Origin of the sequence: Candidatus Nitrosopumilus sp. (assembly GCF_028278985.1) — an archaeon.
Lineage (GTDB): Archaea > Thermoproteota > Nitrososphaeria > Nitrososphaerales > Nitrosopumilaceae > Nitrosopumilus.
The window spans coordinates 1-16,770 of sequence record NZ_JANQTA010000023.1 but is presented as its reverse complement, the minus strand read 5'-3'; the positions used below and the strand labels follow the sequence as shown (position 1 = coordinate 16,770).

General features: G+C 34.3%; 18 protein-coding genes and 1 pseudogene. 8 read left to right on the top strand and 11 right to left on the bottom strand.

Going from position 1 to position 16,770, the window contains the following annotated elements:
• Window positions 1–4: 4 nt before the first annotated feature.
• Together nadA and Q0941_RS08205 are read right to left on the bottom strand one after the other, a co-directional pair.
• Window positions 5–961 (bottom strand): quinolinate synthase NadA, encoded by a 957-nt coding sequence (gene nadA / locus Q0941_RS08210; RefSeq protein WP_299292876.1) that lies wholly within the window; start codon window positions 959–961, stop codon window positions 5–7.
• A 93-nt stretch (window positions 962–1,054) separates the two neighbouring features.
• Window positions 1,055–1,873: an aspartate dehydrogenase gene (locus Q0941_RS08205; protein WP_299292874.1), complete on the bottom strand. Its 819-nt coding sequence runs from the start codon at window positions 1,871–1,873 to the stop codon at window positions 1,055–1,057.
• Between the two features lie 126 nt (window positions 1,874–1,999).
• On the opposite strand from Q0941_RS08205, the gene Q0941_RS08200 reads away from it, so the two are divergent.
• The 5 genes from Q0941_RS08200 to Q0941_RS08180 all read left to right on the top strand — a co-directional run bounded on the left by Q0941_RS08200 (window position 2,000) and on the right by Q0941_RS08180 (window position 8,569).
• Window positions 2,000–2,923 (top strand): hypothetical protein, encoded by a 924-nt coding sequence (locus Q0941_RS08200; protein WP_299292978.1) that lies wholly within the window; start codon window positions 2,000–2,002, stop codon window positions 2,921–2,923.
• A gap of 118 nt (window positions 2,924–3,041) precedes the next feature.
• The gene (locus Q0941_RS08195; RefSeq protein WP_367277486.1) at window positions 3,042–3,833 is read left to right on the top strand and encodes a DNA double-strand break repair nuclease NurA; all 792 of its coding nucleotides are present in this window, start codon (window positions 3,042–3,044) and stop codon (window positions 3,831–3,833) included.
• Window positions 3,830–5,362, top strand: a complete 1,533-nt coding sequence (locus tag Q0941_RS08190) for an ATP-binding protein (RefSeq protein ID WP_299292870.1) — start codon at window positions 3,830–3,832, stop codon at window positions 5,360–5,362. The genes Q0941_RS08195 and Q0941_RS08190 overlap by 4 nt, the downstream gene beginning before the upstream one ends.
• Window position 5,363: 1 nt before the next feature.
• On the top strand, window positions 5,364–6,503 hold the full coding sequence (locus Q0941_RS08185; protein WP_299292868.1) for an exonuclease SbcCD subunit D: 1,140 nt from the start codon (window positions 5,364–5,366) through the stop codon (window positions 6,501–6,503).
• A complete protein-coding gene (locus Q0941_RS08180) occupies window positions 6,500–8,569 on the top strand; it encodes an SMC family ATPase (protein ID WP_299292867.1) in 2,070 nt (689 codons plus the stop codon). The genes Q0941_RS08185 and Q0941_RS08180 overlap by 4 nt, the downstream gene beginning before the upstream one ends.
• On the opposite strand, the gene Q0941_RS08175 is transcribed toward Q0941_RS08180, so the two are convergent.
• The gene (locus Q0941_RS08175; RefSeq protein WP_299292865.1) at window positions 8,566–9,606 is read right to left on the bottom strand and encodes a plastocyanin/azurin family copper-binding protein; all 1,041 of its coding nucleotides are present in this window, start codon (window positions 9,604–9,606) and stop codon (window positions 8,566–8,568) included. The two genes, Q0941_RS08180 and Q0941_RS08175, sit on opposite strands and share 4 nt — an antisense overlap.
• A 1-nt stretch (window position 9,607) precedes the next feature.
• A complete protein-coding gene (locus tag Q0941_RS08170) occupies window positions 9,608–10,096 on the bottom strand; it encodes a HEAT repeat domain-containing protein (protein ID WP_299292863.1) in 489 nt (162 codons plus the stop codon).
• 98 nt (window positions 10,097–10,194) lie between these two features.
• On the opposite strand from Q0941_RS08170, the gene Q0941_RS08165 reads away from it, so the two are divergent.
• Window positions 10,195–10,860: a peroxiredoxin gene (locus tag Q0941_RS08165; protein WP_299292861.1), complete on the top strand. Its 666-nt coding sequence runs from the start codon at window positions 10,195–10,197 to the stop codon at window positions 10,858–10,860.
• Between the two features lie 131 nt (window positions 10,861–10,991).
• On the opposite strand, the gene Q0941_RS08160 is transcribed toward Q0941_RS08165, so the two are convergent.
• The 4 genes from Q0941_RS08160 to Q0941_RS08145 all read right to left on the bottom strand — a co-directional run bounded on the left by Q0941_RS08160 (window position 10,992) and on the right by Q0941_RS08145 (window position 13,091).
• Window positions 10,992–11,312 (bottom strand): hypothetical protein, encoded by a 321-nt coding sequence (locus Q0941_RS08160; RefSeq protein ID WP_299292859.1) that lies wholly within the window; start codon window positions 11,310–11,312, stop codon window positions 10,992–10,994.
• A gap of 73 nt (window positions 11,313–11,385) precedes the next feature.
• Window positions 11,386–11,649 carry a hypothetical protein gene (locus Q0941_RS08155; RefSeq protein ID WP_299292857.1) on the bottom strand — a complete coding sequence of 88 codons (264 nt, stop codon included), beginning with the start codon at window positions 11,647–11,649 and terminating at the stop codon, window positions 11,386–11,388.
• Window positions 11,650–11,797: 148 nt separating this feature from the next.
• Entirely contained in the window at window positions 11,798–12,634 is an 837-nt protein-coding gene (locus Q0941_RS08150; RefSeq protein WP_299292855.1) for a CFI-box-CTERM domain-containing protein, read from the bottom strand.
• A gap of 1 nt (window position 12,635) precedes the next feature.
• Window positions 12,636–13,091: a 50S ribosomal protein L15e gene (locus Q0941_RS08145; RefSeq protein WP_299292853.1), complete on the bottom strand. Its 456-nt coding sequence runs from the start codon at window positions 13,089–13,091 to the stop codon at window positions 12,636–12,638.
• 210 nt (window positions 13,092–13,301) lie between these two features.
• Here Q0941_RS08145 and Q0941_RS08140 point away from each other — a divergent pair, with 210 nt between their 5' ends.
• Together Q0941_RS08140 and Q0941_RS08135 are read left to right on the top strand one after the other, a co-directional pair.
• Window positions 13,302–13,952, top strand: a complete 651-nt coding sequence (locus Q0941_RS08140) for a hypothetical protein (RefSeq protein ID WP_299292851.1) — start codon at window positions 13,302–13,304, stop codon at window positions 13,950–13,952.
• Entirely contained in the window at window positions 13,949–14,464 is a 516-nt protein-coding gene (locus Q0941_RS08135) for a thr operon leader peptide (protein WP_299292849.1), read from the top strand. Before Q0941_RS08140 ends, Q0941_RS08135 begins: the two co-directional genes overlap by 4 nt.
• On the opposite strand, the gene Q0941_RS08130 is transcribed toward Q0941_RS08135, so the two are convergent.
• From Q0941_RS08130 to Q0941_RS08120, 3 genes and pseudogenes are all read right to left on the bottom strand, one after another.
• A complete protein-coding gene (locus tag Q0941_RS08130) occupies window positions 14,461–15,297 on the bottom strand; it encodes a hypothetical protein (RefSeq protein WP_367277485.1) in 837 nt (278 codons plus the stop codon). The genes Q0941_RS08135 and Q0941_RS08130 overlap by 4 nt on opposite strands.
• Before the next feature lie 79 nt (window positions 15,298–15,376).
• On the bottom strand, window positions 15,377–16,309 hold the full coding sequence (locus Q0941_RS08125) for a D-2-hydroxyacid dehydrogenase (protein WP_299292847.1): 933 nt from the start codon (window positions 16,307–16,309) through the stop codon (window positions 15,377–15,379).
• Between the two features lie 67 nt (window positions 16,310–16,376).
• A pseudogene (locus Q0941_RS08120) lies at window positions 16,377–16,770 on the bottom strand (copper oxidase); the annotation flags it as partial.

Sequence of the window (16,770 nt, the reverse complement as noted above, 5' to 3'; positions counted from 1 at the left end):
ACAATTAACTTATTGCAAGCATTCTATCAATTGCTAAACGTGCTTTATCTGCAATATCTTTAGGAACTGTAACAACATTCTTTTCATTGATTAAAGTATCATAGACATTTTCCAAGTTAATCATTTTCATATATTGGCATTCAGCTTTTTCGGATGCTGGAACAAATGTTTTATCAGGATTTTGCTGTCTCATCCTATACAAAATTCCTGTTTCAGTTGCAACAACAAAATTTTTTGCAGAAGATTTTTTGACATGGTTAAGCATTCCTTCAGTTGAAAGAATAGAAACTTTCTGATCATCATAGCTGCCATCAGCTACATCATGCATCATAGGTGTAGTACAACTACATTCAGGATGAATAACAAATTCAGCATCTTTCATTGATTCTAATTTCTGTGTAACATCTTCTGGAGTAATTCCAGCATGAACATGACATTCACCTGCCCAAATATGGATATTTTTTCTTCCAGTCATTTTTGCCACATAAGAACCCAAGAACATGTCAGGCAAAAATAAAATTTGCTTATCTTCTGGAATTGCCTTTACAACATTTACAGCATTTGATGATGTACAACAGTAATCAAGTTCAGCTTTGATTTCAGCTGTTGTGTTGACATAACCTACTGCAATTGCACCTGGATGTTGTTTTTTCCAATTTCTTAATTCATCCACAGTGATTGAATCAGATAATGAACAGCCAGCTTCTAAATCTGGAAGCAGTACCTTTTTTTGAGGACTGATTATTGCAGCAGTCTCTGCCATGAAATTTACTCCACAAAACAAAATTGTTTTTTGAGGAACCTTTGCTGCTTGTCTTGAAAGACCAAGAGAATCTCCCGTAAAGTCAGCAATGTCTTGGACTTCTGGAATTTGATAATTATGAGCTAAAATTACAACGTCTTTTTCCTTTTTGAGTCTCAGAATCTCGTCTTTGAGTTTTGAGGCTTGTTGTACTAACATAGTCCTATGAAAATTGATTTCAAGGGAATTTAAAGAATGGGAAGTCGCCTATAATTCTCAAAAATCCCACCAAATGTGGCAATAATTGCCATATTACGTGCCAATTTGAATCTCATCTGTACAATATTTTCTCAGAGTTTCGATAGCTGACAAAATTGCCAACCTACTTGTTTTTGGGTTGTTTGGATCTGGAAAGTTTTCTATTGTAAATGACATTTTTCCAAATTTCCCGGATGCTTCTATATGATGAGTATTTTTGTCAGTATCAGGGTCTGCAACAATTTTCACTCTAGTTTTTTCGCTGCCTATTCCAGATAAAGAAAGTAAAGCTGCAACATTGATGTTTGCTGGGAATAGCGATACAGCCTCTTTTGCAGTTCCTTCAAAAATAATGGTTGGAGAAGAAACTTCTTCTAAATTAACTTCTGAAGTTTCAAAAAACTTTGCACCTTTAAGAGAGTGAGGATGTTTTGTAGTGGTAATTGAGAGAGATTCCAATTCATCTTTTACTGACTTGATTGCATCTAATCCTGCAATAGCACCTGAGGGAAGATAGATAGTTTTTTTGAAATCCTTGCATGCATCTGATAAAATATCATATATTGATTCATCAAGTAGTGCACCAACACTCATTATCATTAAATCACGTTTATTTTGTAAAACACTCAAACCTACATCTTTTACAGCATCTTGAGACGCAGCTTCTACAACAATATTTACTGGATGAGAAGATAGTAGATGAGAGTTTTCAACAATCTCTGGTTTATTGGTTAATTTAGAAACTAGAGTTTGAGCTACTTCTTTTGATTCGTCAAAAACATGTGTTAGTGTTCCATCAATTTTTCCTGAATCAATTGCCATTGCAATTTGAGTTCCTATTGCACCACATCCCAGAAGACCAATTTTTTTCAATAGTGATGATGAGATCTATCTATTAATTAATTCTAGGTCTAAAAGTAGAATTTATTCTGAATACTTTTAAGAAAAAATACCAATGTTGAGGTAGTGAATACAGCAACTAGAGGAATTTTTCTTGGAATATTTGCCATTTTGTTAATTTCATCTAGTATTCCAGTCGATGCACAGATAGAATCTCCAAAAAAGCAAGTCAAACAAGGCATTGCCCTTGAAGAAATCCAATGCAAAACGGGGTTAGAATTAGTCATTAGAAATAATGGAAATCCAGCCTGCGTAATTGAGAACACTGCTGAGAAAATGAAAATGCTAGGAATTGCCTTTAACCCAACTCCCGCTTCAAAATCTGAAAATCAAATCAAGTCAATTCCTGCATCAAGTGATTCCATAGTAAATTTCTACATAACAGATCATGATTTGAATTTAGCACATGGTGGAGTTGAAATAATTGAAACAGATGGACTTTTAGAATTTACAATTAATGGAGAGACAATTCCAGGACCGGAGACAATGATTGAGACGGGTCCTAACACAGGTCAATTTTATGTAAAGTTAGAATTACCAGACACAGTAAATGGCAAACAAATCAGTCAGGATGACATTATCCTGGTAAAGTATTTAGATCAATCAGATAGTGCAGGAGAACAAAGAGTTCTAGTAAAATCTGTAAAACTTTCAAAAACATTTGCCAAAGTCGAAACAGCGGGAGGAGGATCTAGAATAGGCCATGAATTCACTCTACGAATCTATGAGCCAGATGCAAACAGAGATTCAAAAGAAGTTGATAGAATTTCTCTTAATTTGTTTGAGTTTAGAGGGGAAGGAGGAATAAGAACAACATTGGCAAATCCAAAATTTGATGCAAATTCTGCATTTTTATTGGAAACAGGACCCAACTCAAACACGTTTGAAGTCAAAATAAAAATTCCCAGAGAAGTGGATGGAAAACCAATCCATATTGGGGATAAATATGAAATCAGGTATATTGATAGATCAACTCCATCCAATACCGATGAGAAAATCATTTTCAATGGCAGAATAGGATAATGATTTTGATGGATCAGGTTTGTCAATATTCAGTATAACCTAAAGATTTTATTCAAAACAACGAACTAGTTGTGTGCTCAATACTGTATACAAGGATGCTATTGTAAATAGAGACAAAATGCTCTCAATTCTCAAAGGCCCAAAATTTGAGGAAATTATCCAAAAAGCAAGAGAAAATTGGGTTGAATTTACGCCTGTAAAAGAGGAAGTGGTTACTGCAGGCATTGACAGTAGTTTTAACAATACAAAATTTCAAGGAATTGAGCTTTGGGCAACTACAGCTGTATCCATCAAAGCAGATGGAGAAATTTTAGTTGATTTACATGATTCAGGATTAGGTTCTGATACAGACTTGTCTAGAATTGCAAGCAAAATGGAGATTGAAGCATGTGAGAAAACAGTTGATATGGTAGATTTAGTTTTGATGGATGGTTCTTTGCACTCGCAGTTTATGACAAGACAATCAACACTTGATGCACTGGTTGTTAAAACAATGAAAAAAAGAAACAATGTAATATTTATTGCAAAAACATCAAACACAAAAAAACAATTTGAAAAATTAGGTTCACTTGCTGGAGATATTTTCTATTATAATCATGTAACAAATGAACCAGGATTTAGTAAAATCTTTGTAGAGAAAAAATATGGTGGAGATAAAGTAATTTCTTCAACATTTGTCAGATTAAGCAATTCCACTCCAATTATCAAATTGGAATTTTTAGGGGAGCAAATTGATGAGAAAGAAATTAAATCTGTAATGAATAGATTATACAAAACAAGCATTGGGGGTTATCCATATGCTCTCAAATTGGCACACAATAACTGTAAAATATCCGACAAGGAACTTGGAAAAATGGTAAGCTTGTTAGGATTAAGTAATGAAATTGGTTCAAGAGAGGTATTAGGTTGAGTCTTGGTTTTGTAATTGGGGAATCTAAACCAACTTTTGTAACTGCTATCACATCCAGAGCATTATCTGTTGGGGAATACATCAAAATTGGTTCAGATGAAGGAGAAATTCTAGGATTAGTAGAAAGATCTTCTGTTTCAAGTGCAGCATTTACTGATGTAAGAAATTTTGATGAAGCTGCAGAAAGTACTGAAATTGCAGAACTAAACAAACGCGATAAAACATTTACAGCTCATATCGGGATTTTGGGATTTCTCAATAATTTGAAGAAAGGACAGTCAATAATTCCAGCAATTCCACCTATTCCAGGCACGGAAATAGCACAACCAACAAAGCAAGACCTTGATGAGATATTTAGTCCTAAAGAGAACGGTTGGGTAAAAATTGGAAATTTGTTGAGAAACAAAACAATTGATGCACGTGTAAATTTAGACAAAATTGTTTCAAGACATTTAGGAATTCTTGCCATGACAGGAATGGGTAAAAGTAATTTAGTTTCATTAGTTACAAAACAAATTTCTAAACTAAAAGGGACAGTAATTATTTTTGATTATCACAACGATTACACTTCTCTTAACATTCCAAGGGTAAATGTCATTGATGCAAAAATTAATCCAAGGTTATTGGATGCAGATCAGCTTTCAGAAGTTTTAGAAATTAGAGATGGTGCAAATGTTCAGCAAAGAGTTCTAAGAATGGCATTTACAAAGCATGTAAAAGAATCAAAAGAGTTTTGGAGTAAATTAGAAACAGAGATTGATTTTATCGTAAACTCTGAAGATAAAAAATTAAAAGAAATCAGAACATCAGCTTATAGAGTTCAAGACATCATAGAAGAAGCACAAAAAAGATTTGAAGATATTTTAGATCCAGATATGGGTGATCCTATCAGTTTTATCAAAGAAGGCAGAACAAATGTCTTAAACATATCAGAATTATCTGAAAAGCAAGCAAATGTTGCTGTTGCTTTCTATTTGCAACAATTACTCAAAGATAGAAAAGATGCTAGTATTGCAAGACATGGAAAAACAAAGAGGCAAAGAAATTTCAGATTCAATTCACCAATTTTTGTTATTATTGAAGAAGCACATGTGTTCATTCCAAAAGATCATGACACCAGTGCAAAATACTGGGCCGCAAAAATTGCCAGAGAGGGAAGAAAATTCGGTCTCGGTTTAGGAGTAGTTTCTCAAAGACCTCGAAGTGTCGACCTTAACGTACTAAGCCAAATGGGTTCCTTTGCAATCATGAAAATTATACAAGAAGACGACCAGCGACAAATCGCCTCAGCCACAGAGTCTACTAGCCGTGAATTGATAGCACAATTGACATCTTTGAACGTAGGAGACGCAGTTTTGGTGGGTCAATGGACCAATCTGCCATCTTTAGTGCATGTTGAAGAAGTAAAAGAGAAGATCATGGGAGCAGATCAAAGTGCAGTAAATGCATGGGCCAATGCTGAGAAAATGAATGAAGTTGCTATAGAATCAACACAGGGCTTAGTACAGAAAGATTTGTTATTAGACTAAATTGTTATTTTCACATATTTCAGACACGCATTTAGGGCTAGTACAATATGGCTCAGAAGAAAGAGCACAAGATGTGTATGATGTTTTTAATCAAGCCATAGATACATCAATAAAAGATCATGTCAATTTTGTAATTTTTGCAGGAGATATTTTTCATGTTCCAAATCCAAACGGAACAGCAATTGTTCAAATGGCAAATGGATTAAAGAGACTAAAAGAAAACAATATTGATTCATTTTTTATTTTAGGGGAACACGATATCAGCAGGATTAGAACTACACCAATTCCATATGTATATCACAATCTTGGATTTTCAAAATACATTGGACAAGGAAAACCATTTGAATACAAAGGAGTATTGATTGGAGGTTTTGACAAGATAAGAAAAACAGAGATTCCACAATATGAAGAAAAATTTTCTGAAATAGATAATGCTGCAAAGAATCACAATGGACATAAAATTTTAGTTTTACATCAAGGAATTACAGAATTTAACAAGTTTGCAGGAGAGATTCAATCAACAGATCTTCCAAAAAATTTTTCATATTATGCAATGGGACACTTGCATGATAAAGACATTAAACAATTTAATCACCTAAATGGTCCAATAGTATATCCTGGTTCAATTGAATTAACAACTAGTGAAGGAATTAAAGAAAGTAAGAAAGGATTTTTTGAAGTTGACATATCAACTCAAGAAGCAAAACCTGATTGGATAGAATTAGGCACAAGGCCACAATTCTCATTTGAAACAGATTACAATGAACTGTCTCAATCAATTAATGAGATTTCTGCAAAGATTTCAGAATTTTCAAAAAAACCTATCGTAGAGGTGAAAATTAAAGGAGACAATATAGAAACAGATCATATTCAGACACAAATTTCACGCCTAAATGCATTAGTTTTAAGGTGTTTTTGGAGAATTAGTACAAAAAAGGTTTCAGATTCTTCAGTATTTTTGGATAGGCCAAATGTCATTGATGATGAAATGTTGCGATTGGCAACTGATGCTCTGGGTTCGGAAGAATCTGCTAATTTTGCAATAAAGGAATTACTTCCAGCTCTTTCAACTGGAGAAACGGAACATGCTACAGAGTTAATCTACGAGAATTTTGAAAAATTTAAGGAGAAGAAAAAATGATTACATCAATTGAATTAGGAGACTTTTTAGCGCATTCAAATACAAGGTTAGAATTTGAGAACGGAGTAACAGTCTTTGTTGGACATAATGGAGCAGGAAAATCAAGTATAATTGATGCCATTACATTTTCACTTTTTGGCCAGCACACTAGAAAATCCAATAAAGGATTAATCAAAAGAGGTGCAAATCAAGGATTTGCAAAAATAAATTTTTCAGTGAATGGAAAAAATTTTGAAGCAGCTAGAAAAGTAGACACTAAAGGAAGTTTATCAGCTAAATTATCTGAAATGAGAGATAATGATCAAATTGAATTAGCAGCTGGAGAAAGAAAACAATTTGGAGAATCTATGACTAGTGAAGTAGAAAAAATTATTGGTCTTGATTTTGAGAAACTAAAAATTGCTTCAATTGTTCAACAGGGAGAATTAAATGCAATTATCAAAGCAAAACCAAAAGAATTCAAAGAGTTACTTAATGCAATTATTGGAATTAACAAACTAGATGTTGCAATTGAATCTATGAAAATTGTAAACAAGGAGTTTCGTGAAAAGATTAAAGAAAAAATCGGATATGATGATACACATGTTGATATTTTAGCCAGAGATTTGGAAAGAAATCAAAATGAAATCAAACAGTCAATTCCTATGAAATCAAAACTAGAAGAAGAGCAAAAAAGTCTTCAAAAAGAAGTTGAAGAAATTAGAAATAGAATTGAGAGAGATGCACCTAAGATTGATAAAATCAATCAGCTTGAATCAAGAAAAAATGAATTGCGCTCGTATGCTAAAGAGGCCATACGAGAAATTCAAGAAGAAATATCAGAAAATGAGCGTAAAATCAGGGATTGTCAAGGTTGCTTTGAGCATGCAACGCAAAAAGAAGATCTAGAATCAAAAATCAAAAAAGTTGAAGAAGCCATTGAGGACACAATTAAAAAAATTCAAGAGATGACAAATCAGATTGCATCATTAAAAGAAAAATTAATTCTTGCAGGAAAATTACAATTAAAAGATAACAAATGTCCAGTGTGTGATTCAATTGTCGATAAGCTAAATCCACTTTTCCAAGAAGAACATCTTAAAGAAGAAATTAACTCATTACAAGATCAAATTTTCTCAAAAGGAAAAGAAAAAGAAATGTATAACAAAAAGAGATTAGAGTTCTCAGAAAAACTACATAGTGCAAGAGATGCTGAAGCAACATTGAGAGCTCATTCAATTAGCAATAAAGACGAATTATTAAAAATTCAAGAAGATGTAAAACTGAAAAAACAAAAAATTCCCCTTACTATCAATAGCAATTTAGTCGAAATTGCACAAATTGATTCTCACGCAAAAATGATTTTTGAAAATATCATCAAACTAGAGAAAGACACAGAAGGTTTTGATGAATCAGAATTTTTAGAACTAAAAAACACAGTAGAGATTAAGCAAAGAAGCCTTTCTCAAACAGATCAACAATTAGGAGTAATTATTGAAAGAATTTCTAAAAATGAAGAAGAGATTTCTAAAATAAAAAAGGCATCAGAAGAACTTTGGATTGTTAAAGACTATATGTCAGGTTTGGAACAAATTCAAACTAATGTATTTAGCAGAGACGGTCCAGTTGCAACAAGCCTAAGATCTTGGGCATTGAACACAATTTCTGCAAAGGCTTCAGAATATCTAGCATTACTAAATACAAAAATTCAAAGAATTCACCTAACTGAAAAAACTCGAGACATTTCCATCACATGTTATTCAAAAAATGAGACTTTGGATTTAGAATCACTTAGTGGAGGAGAGCAAGTTAGTGTGGCATTAGCCTTGAGGCTAGGCATGGCTAGTCTCCTAGGAGCCTCAAATCTCAATTTAATGATTCTAGACGAACCAACTACACATCTTGATGCCGAGAGAAAAAAATCCCTTGTTGGAGTGCTTTCACAATTATCAAATATTTCAAATTCAGAATCGCCTATGCAATTTTTGATCATCACACATGATGCAGAAATTTTTGAAGATTCAACTGTGGAAAGGATTTACAAATTTGAATCAAGTGAAAATGGAAGTAAAGTTATCGCACTTTAATTAACAATTACCATGCCGGTCATCCAAGGATGAACCATACAGAAATAATCGAAAGTTCCTGCAGTATCAAAAGTATGCTCAAAAGAACCACCTGCCATAAACAATCCAGAATCAAATACTCCTGTTGGGCCAGCTTCAACATTTCCACTTGTTACTGTGTGTGCTGCTGAATCATCGTTGCTCCAAGCAACAGTACTTCCCACAGAGATAGAAACTTCGTATGGAATGTAACATTCGTTAGTTTCCTCACATCCAGGAATTGCAGTACCAACAGGTAGTGATACAATTGTTGTTGTTACTTCAGCTGTTGATTCGGGTTCTGGTTCTGGAATTGGTTCGGGTTCTGGTTCCATTACAGTTTCAGAATCATGAACATTAACAATGCCAGTCATCCAAGGATGAACCATACAGAAATAATCGAAAGTTCCTGCAGTATCAAAAGTGTATTCATAAGTGGCTCCAGCCATAAACAAACTTGAATCAAATAAGCCATCGTGACCATCAGCAATGGTTCCACTTGTTACAGTGTGAGCTGCAGTGTCATCATTACTCCATGTAATCAAAGCTCCAACTGCTACGTCAACTTCATAAGGAATGTAACATTCGTTAGTTTCCTCACATCCTGGAATTCCAGAACCTTCAGGAAGTGAAATTGTTAATGATGTAGGATAAGATTCTGAACTAGATTCCATAGTTGGTTCTGGAACTGGTTCTGGTGTTGGTTCAGGTTCTGGTGTTGGTTCAGGTTCTGGTGTTGGTTCTGCCTCAAGTGGGGTTCTTGGTTTGACAATTGGATCATCAATACTACACTCACCCTTGTGAACAAATTTCACACCAGCTGCTTCTAGGGTACACATATTGCCATATGTTTCTCCATCAATTCCACAAACTGGAACATATTCCATAGTACAAATTTTTTCTTTTGCTTCAGAAACAGCACGAGGTTCTAATACTTGATCTGGAGACATTGAAATCAATCCAATTGAGATTGCTACTAAGACTCCAACTGCTGCAATAACACCATAAGAAAAGTTCATCTCATCCACCTGTTAATTTTGCAAACTTTTCGTTCTTACTTAACTTTTCCATAAATTGAATATTTGATAGGGCTACTACTGCTGATTCAACAACTGGTTTGTCTGGATCGTCTAAGGCCTTTTCCAGAGCGTCTTTGGCTTCTTTTGAACCAACAACACCTAAAGCAATTGCAGCCTCATGTCTAACAAACATACTTGGATCGTTTAGGGTAGCATCAGTTAATGGAGGAATTGAGCTTGAATAACACATTTGGCCAAGAGAAAAGGCAGCCTCATGTCTAACTAATTCATTATCATCATCTTTGAGAACTTTGGCAATGTGTCGAACTTTATCTTCACCACCAAAATCAACCAAAATACAAGTTGCTCTGGTTCTAACAACATAATCTGGATGATCTAATAATTTTACAAAATATTCAGTATCTTTTTGCTCATACTTTGATTCCATTTCAGCAAACAATGTCAATCGATCATCAGTAACTACTTGCAATTTGTTTTGAAATTTCTAGTGTCCTATATTAGGTTACGCAGATATTCAAACAAATTTGCAGAGGTATGTATTTAATGGAAAAAATATGATCATGGATAATGAGCGCAGTAGTAGGCGAAAAGGCACCAAATTTTGGAGTATCCGAATGGGTACAAGGAGCACCTACAAACTTTGATCAGGAAAAAGACAAAATTGTGATTTTAGAAGTTTTTCAAGTAAATTGTCCTGGTTGCTTTATGCATGCTTTACCTGAGGCAGTGAACATTTACAACAAATACAAAGATGAGGGCGTTAGAGTTTTAGGAATTGCAACAGCCTTTGAAGATTTTGACAAAAATACTTTGGATAATTTGAAAATGCTAGTTGAGACAGGAGAAGTAATTGGTGAGACTAAAAGTGCGCTTTCAATGTATGGTCAACTCCAAGAAGGTAGCAAATTATCTTATCAAATTCCATTTCCATTAGGAATGGATAACCTAACTAAAACAACTGCTGAAATCAGTCAAGAAAAGATTATGCAATTTATCTATCCTCAAATTCCTGAATTTGATTCCCAACCAGAAGATTACAGAAATCAAATAATTCAGAGAGTAAAAGACTACATGAAATCAAAAGAATACTCTGCTGAAACATTCGAGAAATTTGCTTTACAAGGGACTCCATCAACTATCATAGTAGATAGAAAAGGAATTCTTAGAGATGTTTCTTTTGGACAGACAAATCACATTGAGCCAATGATTCAAAAATTATTAAATGAAGACTAGTTAACGAATTATCACTACAGCAATAGATACAGCAACTGCAATTACAAATCCACCAATTAATGCGATTTTTGCATTATCCACAATTAATTTTTCAAAATACAAAATAAAAAGAAACCTTTCAAAAAGGAAGACTATGGTTGAACCATAGCCAATTTTGTTTCAATTCTATCATAGTATCCATTTTGTGCCATTGCTGGAACATTAAATGTTGCTGGTACTATGTCACCAACATCAGCAGCACATCCTTCAACTACAACACTATATCCCGATAGGGATTCTCCAACACAACCGTATTCTGTAACTGCAAGAACGGTAATGTCTTCAGTTACTTGTGTTGGTACGAGATTCCATGGCGTAAGTAGTAGAATTAGTACCACAGCTAACCCACCGGCCATCAAACCAATGACTGGAAGTACTGGTGATTTCTTTTCTGTTTGTATTTTTTGTTGCATGTTTCTCACCGTAAATACGCGTTTTTCACTTATAATGTACATGCATAATTCTCAATAGTGCTAATTTTGAGAGTTATTCGGAAACTGCGATAACTCTTGAAGGAGTTCCGCCAAAGCCAGGATCAATTTTTTGTTTTGGGTTCAAAGTTGTATCATGATGACATGGTTTGTTGCATACAGGACAAAATTTTCTATCAAGTGTAATGCATTGACAGATATGGTTTTCTACATAAGCTTGAGCAGCATGATTCCATTCACCAGTACCATTACAATAAACACACATGTTTGAGCCAAACACTCCTGCACCTTTACACAAATCACAATAATCCTCTCCCATGCCCAACAATTTTACAAAGGCGTACCATATATTCTAAGAGTTGTAATAATTTACATGAGCGAGGGAGAAATTATTGTTCCTGCATTAATTGTGTTAGCAGTTGGAATTTTTGTAGGAAGTAGAATTTGGATGATGTTTAGAAAATAATTTAGAGTTTCTTTCGCAAAGAAACAATCACAGATAATGGAATTCCCACATACATTCCAAGATTTAGCAAAATCAGACTTGAACCAAGGGCAATAGCATCAAGTTCTGAATTTATTTCAACGTAATTTAGAATTGATAATGAAGAGATCATCGGAGTGATTGATAGTTTGACAAATTCTTTGAAAACAGTATTCTCTCTTTCCAAATCTGCTATTGTAGGAGAAAATGAATAATAGAACTCATTAAATGAATTTACAAAATTAGTTCCTGAATCAGTAGATAGTAATTGATTGTCTCTAATTTCTCGTAATTGTTGTACTTGTGGAGCAAGTTCAGTTCCATATGTAGCAGTAGCAATTAGACATCCTCCTCCATTTGAATTTGAATCATTTTCAGGCACATTGATTACTATTTCATCTTGAGGCTTTTCTGTAACTCCTGATAATGCTTCTGTTGCAAATATTTTGAGTTGATTATCTCCAGAACCTGTAAAGTTCAAAGTGATAAAAGTAATTTTTTCATTAGAGTTGATTTTTGAAATATACTCTTGATCATTTAGTACAAGAGTAAAATTTCCACTAAGTAAATTTGTAGGAATAATCACTTCACCAAGATTATTCTCCAATCCACTTGAAATGTAAAGTGTTAGTAATTTTTCATCACGATTAAAATCATAATCATAAATATCAAAATTTGAGACAGTTTTCACTTCAAAAGTATGGCCTGCACTTTGTACATCCAATCTATTGACTAGACCTGTAGCATCAGACAAAAACTGACCGTATGCAGGAGATAAAATTACTGATAATGCAATTAAAGTTAGTAAAATTATTTTCAACTTATGCAGTTCTAGGAATTCGTTTGGTCAATTCTTTATCTTGAACAACTCGTGGATGTACAGGATCTGCTAAAATTACTTCAAACCAGTAGTGTTTACCGTCTTTGTAGATAAAGTAAGAACCTAAAATTTTCATGTTTGGATATCTTTCTGAAACTCTTCTCTCAGCAACAGTTTTCATATTATCATCGGCCTTGATTCTTGTTACACCAAGGTGTTTTGGTCTTCTACCACCAGTTGGTCTTTGTTTTCTCATACCACCAGTGCCGACTCTCATTCTAACAACAATGATTCCTTGTTTTGCTTTGTAGCCTAATCTTCTTGCTCTATCGATTCTACTTGGTTTCTCGATTCGAGTAACGGCATTTTGCTTACGCCATCCAACTACACGTTCACGTAGTTCTGGAGCATTCTCTTTCCATAACCTGATCCATATTTTGTCTTGATGACTAGGCATATCGGGCATTATTTTAGCCCCTTTAATAACTGTAAATCGACATTACTCAGCAACGCTAAGTGATTAAAACTGACTTGAGCAGAGAGACTTTTCTCATACTCAAGAGTTGCTTCCGCAGAAAACTCGATGTATAGAGTCGGTCAAAGTTGTTAAAAAGGCTTCCTCAGAATTGCTTTGAGATTTTTATTGAGTCATTCCTAGATTTCTTTAATGATGAAAATTATGCTCTTTGCAGGAATTCTATTATCCATTACATTTTTGCCTGCAGTTTATGCAGAGCCAACTGTTTCTATCAAATTAGAAAAAACAGTTTATGGTTATTGTGAAAAATTGTTTTACATTATTGAAGTTTCAGAAGTCACAGGAGATCCTGCAATAATTCACATCAGAGATGATGCAGGAAAAGGCAGTAGTGCAATTCCAATTCCAATTGTCGCATTAGAAAATCCCATTCCATCACTAGTTCCATTTGAAAAAGAAATTTTTCCATTAGGAAAGTATTACATTGATGTAGAATATTCAGGACAAAAGACTACTGCAGAATTTGAATTAGCTGATCTTGGGAAAAAATGCATTCCAAGTACCATGAATACAATTGTAGCTAACTGGCTTTCAGGAAACATATCTGATGGATTTTTAATTGATGCTTTTGATAAATTTGTAGACAAAGAAGTAATTGACATTCCTTTTGAAATTAATGAAGATAACGTTTACAACATTAGGGTTCCAGAGTGGGTAAAAAATACAGCTCATTGGTGGTTACAAGGATATATCTCAAATGATGAATTTGCAGATACAATAAACTATCTTGTTGAGAATAAGATAATTTCTGATGAAGTAAAAATAGGAAATGGAATATGAACAAATATTCTATAATTACTGCTATTGCAATTGCAATAATTGTAATTCCTTTCATCCATAGTGGATTAAGCATCTACGGAGTACAGCAACTAGAATACAGATGGCATGATCCAGTAAATTTTTCATTATTTGCAATGTTAAATCATGGTGAAGTTGAATTTTGTAATCCAATGCCTTTTTGGACAAGTTTTCAGAAATTAGAGATGGCTACATTTTATGAAGGGAATCATCTAGGGTCACTTGTAATAGACCCAGTAACAGTTAATCCGTTTACATCAACTATTCAAAACGGGGTTTTCATTTCTCAAGAACTTACTGCAGCACAACATGTTTTCATGACAATGGACTTTGAATTAGATGGAGGGGATATCAGGCTAGATCCTAATCAATTCATAATCATCACAAGTGCAGAAACACCTATTCTCGGATTGATTCCATATTCAACAACTAGTCAATATGATATAGTGGATTTTGATGATAAAATGAAATCTCTGGATTTGTCTTGTAACTAGTTGCTGCTTTTACTAGCCTTTGACATTAGTGCCAAAATAATTCCAACTGCTCCAGCAATAACAAATGCTGCAACAACTCCATAACCTAATTCCTTACCAAAACCTTTGATAAAGCCGGAGGATGCTGCGGGGGTTGAATCAAGAACACATACTCCATCTTCAAGAATAGTTCCAGGACCACATGTTTCATCTAAAGTACAAACTCCATCTTTGAGAACAGTTCTAGGACCACATTCGGTTCGTGGTGTTTCTTCAATTGGGGTTTCCTCTACAGGTGTTTCTTCAATTGGGGTTTCCTCTACAGGTGTTTCTTCAACTGGGGTTTCCTCTACATCTTGGCCAAAGACTGAACCAATAATTTCAATTTCTTCAGTTCCAGAAGGAAGTGTAATGCTTAGAGTTCTACTTTGAGATGTAGTACTTGTTTCAGTAAAATTTGGTTCATCACCATCTGCTAAAATAATAAAGTCATCATCTTCGTTCTGATAAACAGAATCAAAGAAAGATCTTTCAAAAGTAATATCTAAAGTTCCATCACCATCTGGAACGTCTACAGATAAAATCAGAGAAACAAAATCCAAATCAGTTTCAATTCCAGAAACACTCATTCCAGTTGCTGCATATTCAACATCATAAGAAGTTCCATCTACATCAACAGAAATTGTTTCTGCATAAACTAGTGCAGTTGAAATGACTGTAAACAGTACCAAGCCTAAAGATAATTTTAGAAGAGAATCAACATTAGGAGTCTTTACTTTTTGAGAGTAAGCCTTACTCTTGGCAATACCACTAATCATGATATTTTTGTCTCCTAAATTGACGTTAAAATCCATGAGCCGATAATTAATCATGTATGTGTCAAACTTTTTTGGTTATTTTTATAGTTCAGGCAGAATTTCTACTAATGAAATTCTAGATTACGCCTCGTAGAATCTGAATAATTTTCTCACCAATGACATTTGCTGCAAGAGATTGAGCCTCTTTTGTTTGAGCTCCAATGTGAGGAGTCAAGATAACATTATCAAGTTCTGCAAGTTTTGTTCCAATAGCTGGTTCTTTTTCAAACACATCTAATGCAGCACCACCAAGTGTTCCATTTTTCAATGCATCATATAATGCATCTTCATCAACAACTCCACCTCTTGAGGTATTGATGATTTTTGCAGTCTTTTTCATTGTTGACATTTTTTCTGCATCAAGTAAATGATATGTTGAATCTAATAGTGGAACATGAATGGAAATATAATCAGAGCTTTGCAATAAAGTATTCAAATCAGCTTTCATCAAACCAACTTCTTTAGAAAATTCCTCATCAATTGGAACTACATCATAACCAATAATATTCATGTTAAATGCACGAGCTAATCGTCCTAATCGTTTACCAATATTTCCCAATCCAATAATTCCCAAATATTTTCCGCGAAGTTCAGTTCCCTTTAACTCTTTTTTGAGCCATTGTTCATTTCTAATTCCCCTATCACCTCTTGCAGTTTGTCTTGCAAGAGAGAGCATTAATCCTAAAACTAATTCAGCAACTGCATTCATAGCTCCTTCAACTGCATTAATTACACGAATGTTTTTTGCTTTAGCTGCTTCTTGATCTACATTATCCAGACCAACACCAACTCTGGCAATAATTTTACAATTTTCAGCTTTGTCAATCATTTCCTTTGTGATAGTTGTTCTACTTCTAACAATTACAATATTGAAATTTGAAATTTTTTCAAGAATCTGCTCTTTTGTGATTTCTGGTTCATAGGAAACTTTGAGACCGTTATCCTCTAAGACTTTGTTTAGAATTGGATCTACTTCATCACAAATTAGTACAGAATCATCAAATCCCATAAAATATCAAAACGAGCTACGGAATATAATTCATGCAGAATAATAAAAAGAAAAAGATGTTAAGTGATCAAGAAGTAAGGATTTCTGCTACTACAGGAATTACTTCCCATAATGCGACATAATCGCCACTTGCTTGCATTTCAGAAGCTACGTCATCAGTCATTAAACCATGAATGTTGATTGCTGGGTGTGCAATACTGTTTGCTCCCATTGGTGGGACAGCGCTGCTTGGGTTACCCAAAGCGTATGCATAAGATGCTACTGGTGCTGGAATAACTCCTTTCTCAACTAGAACTGGGTTCAAGCCGAATGGGTCACCTGCTACAAAGACTGTAGCTGCGCCAGTGTAAATTGCTGCATAATCATGGTTTACTGCTGCATATGCACCTGGTTCATCAAATACCAAATCTACAATCATACCTTGTGAGCCACCGAGTAACCATGTCTCAGTTGCTGCAGAT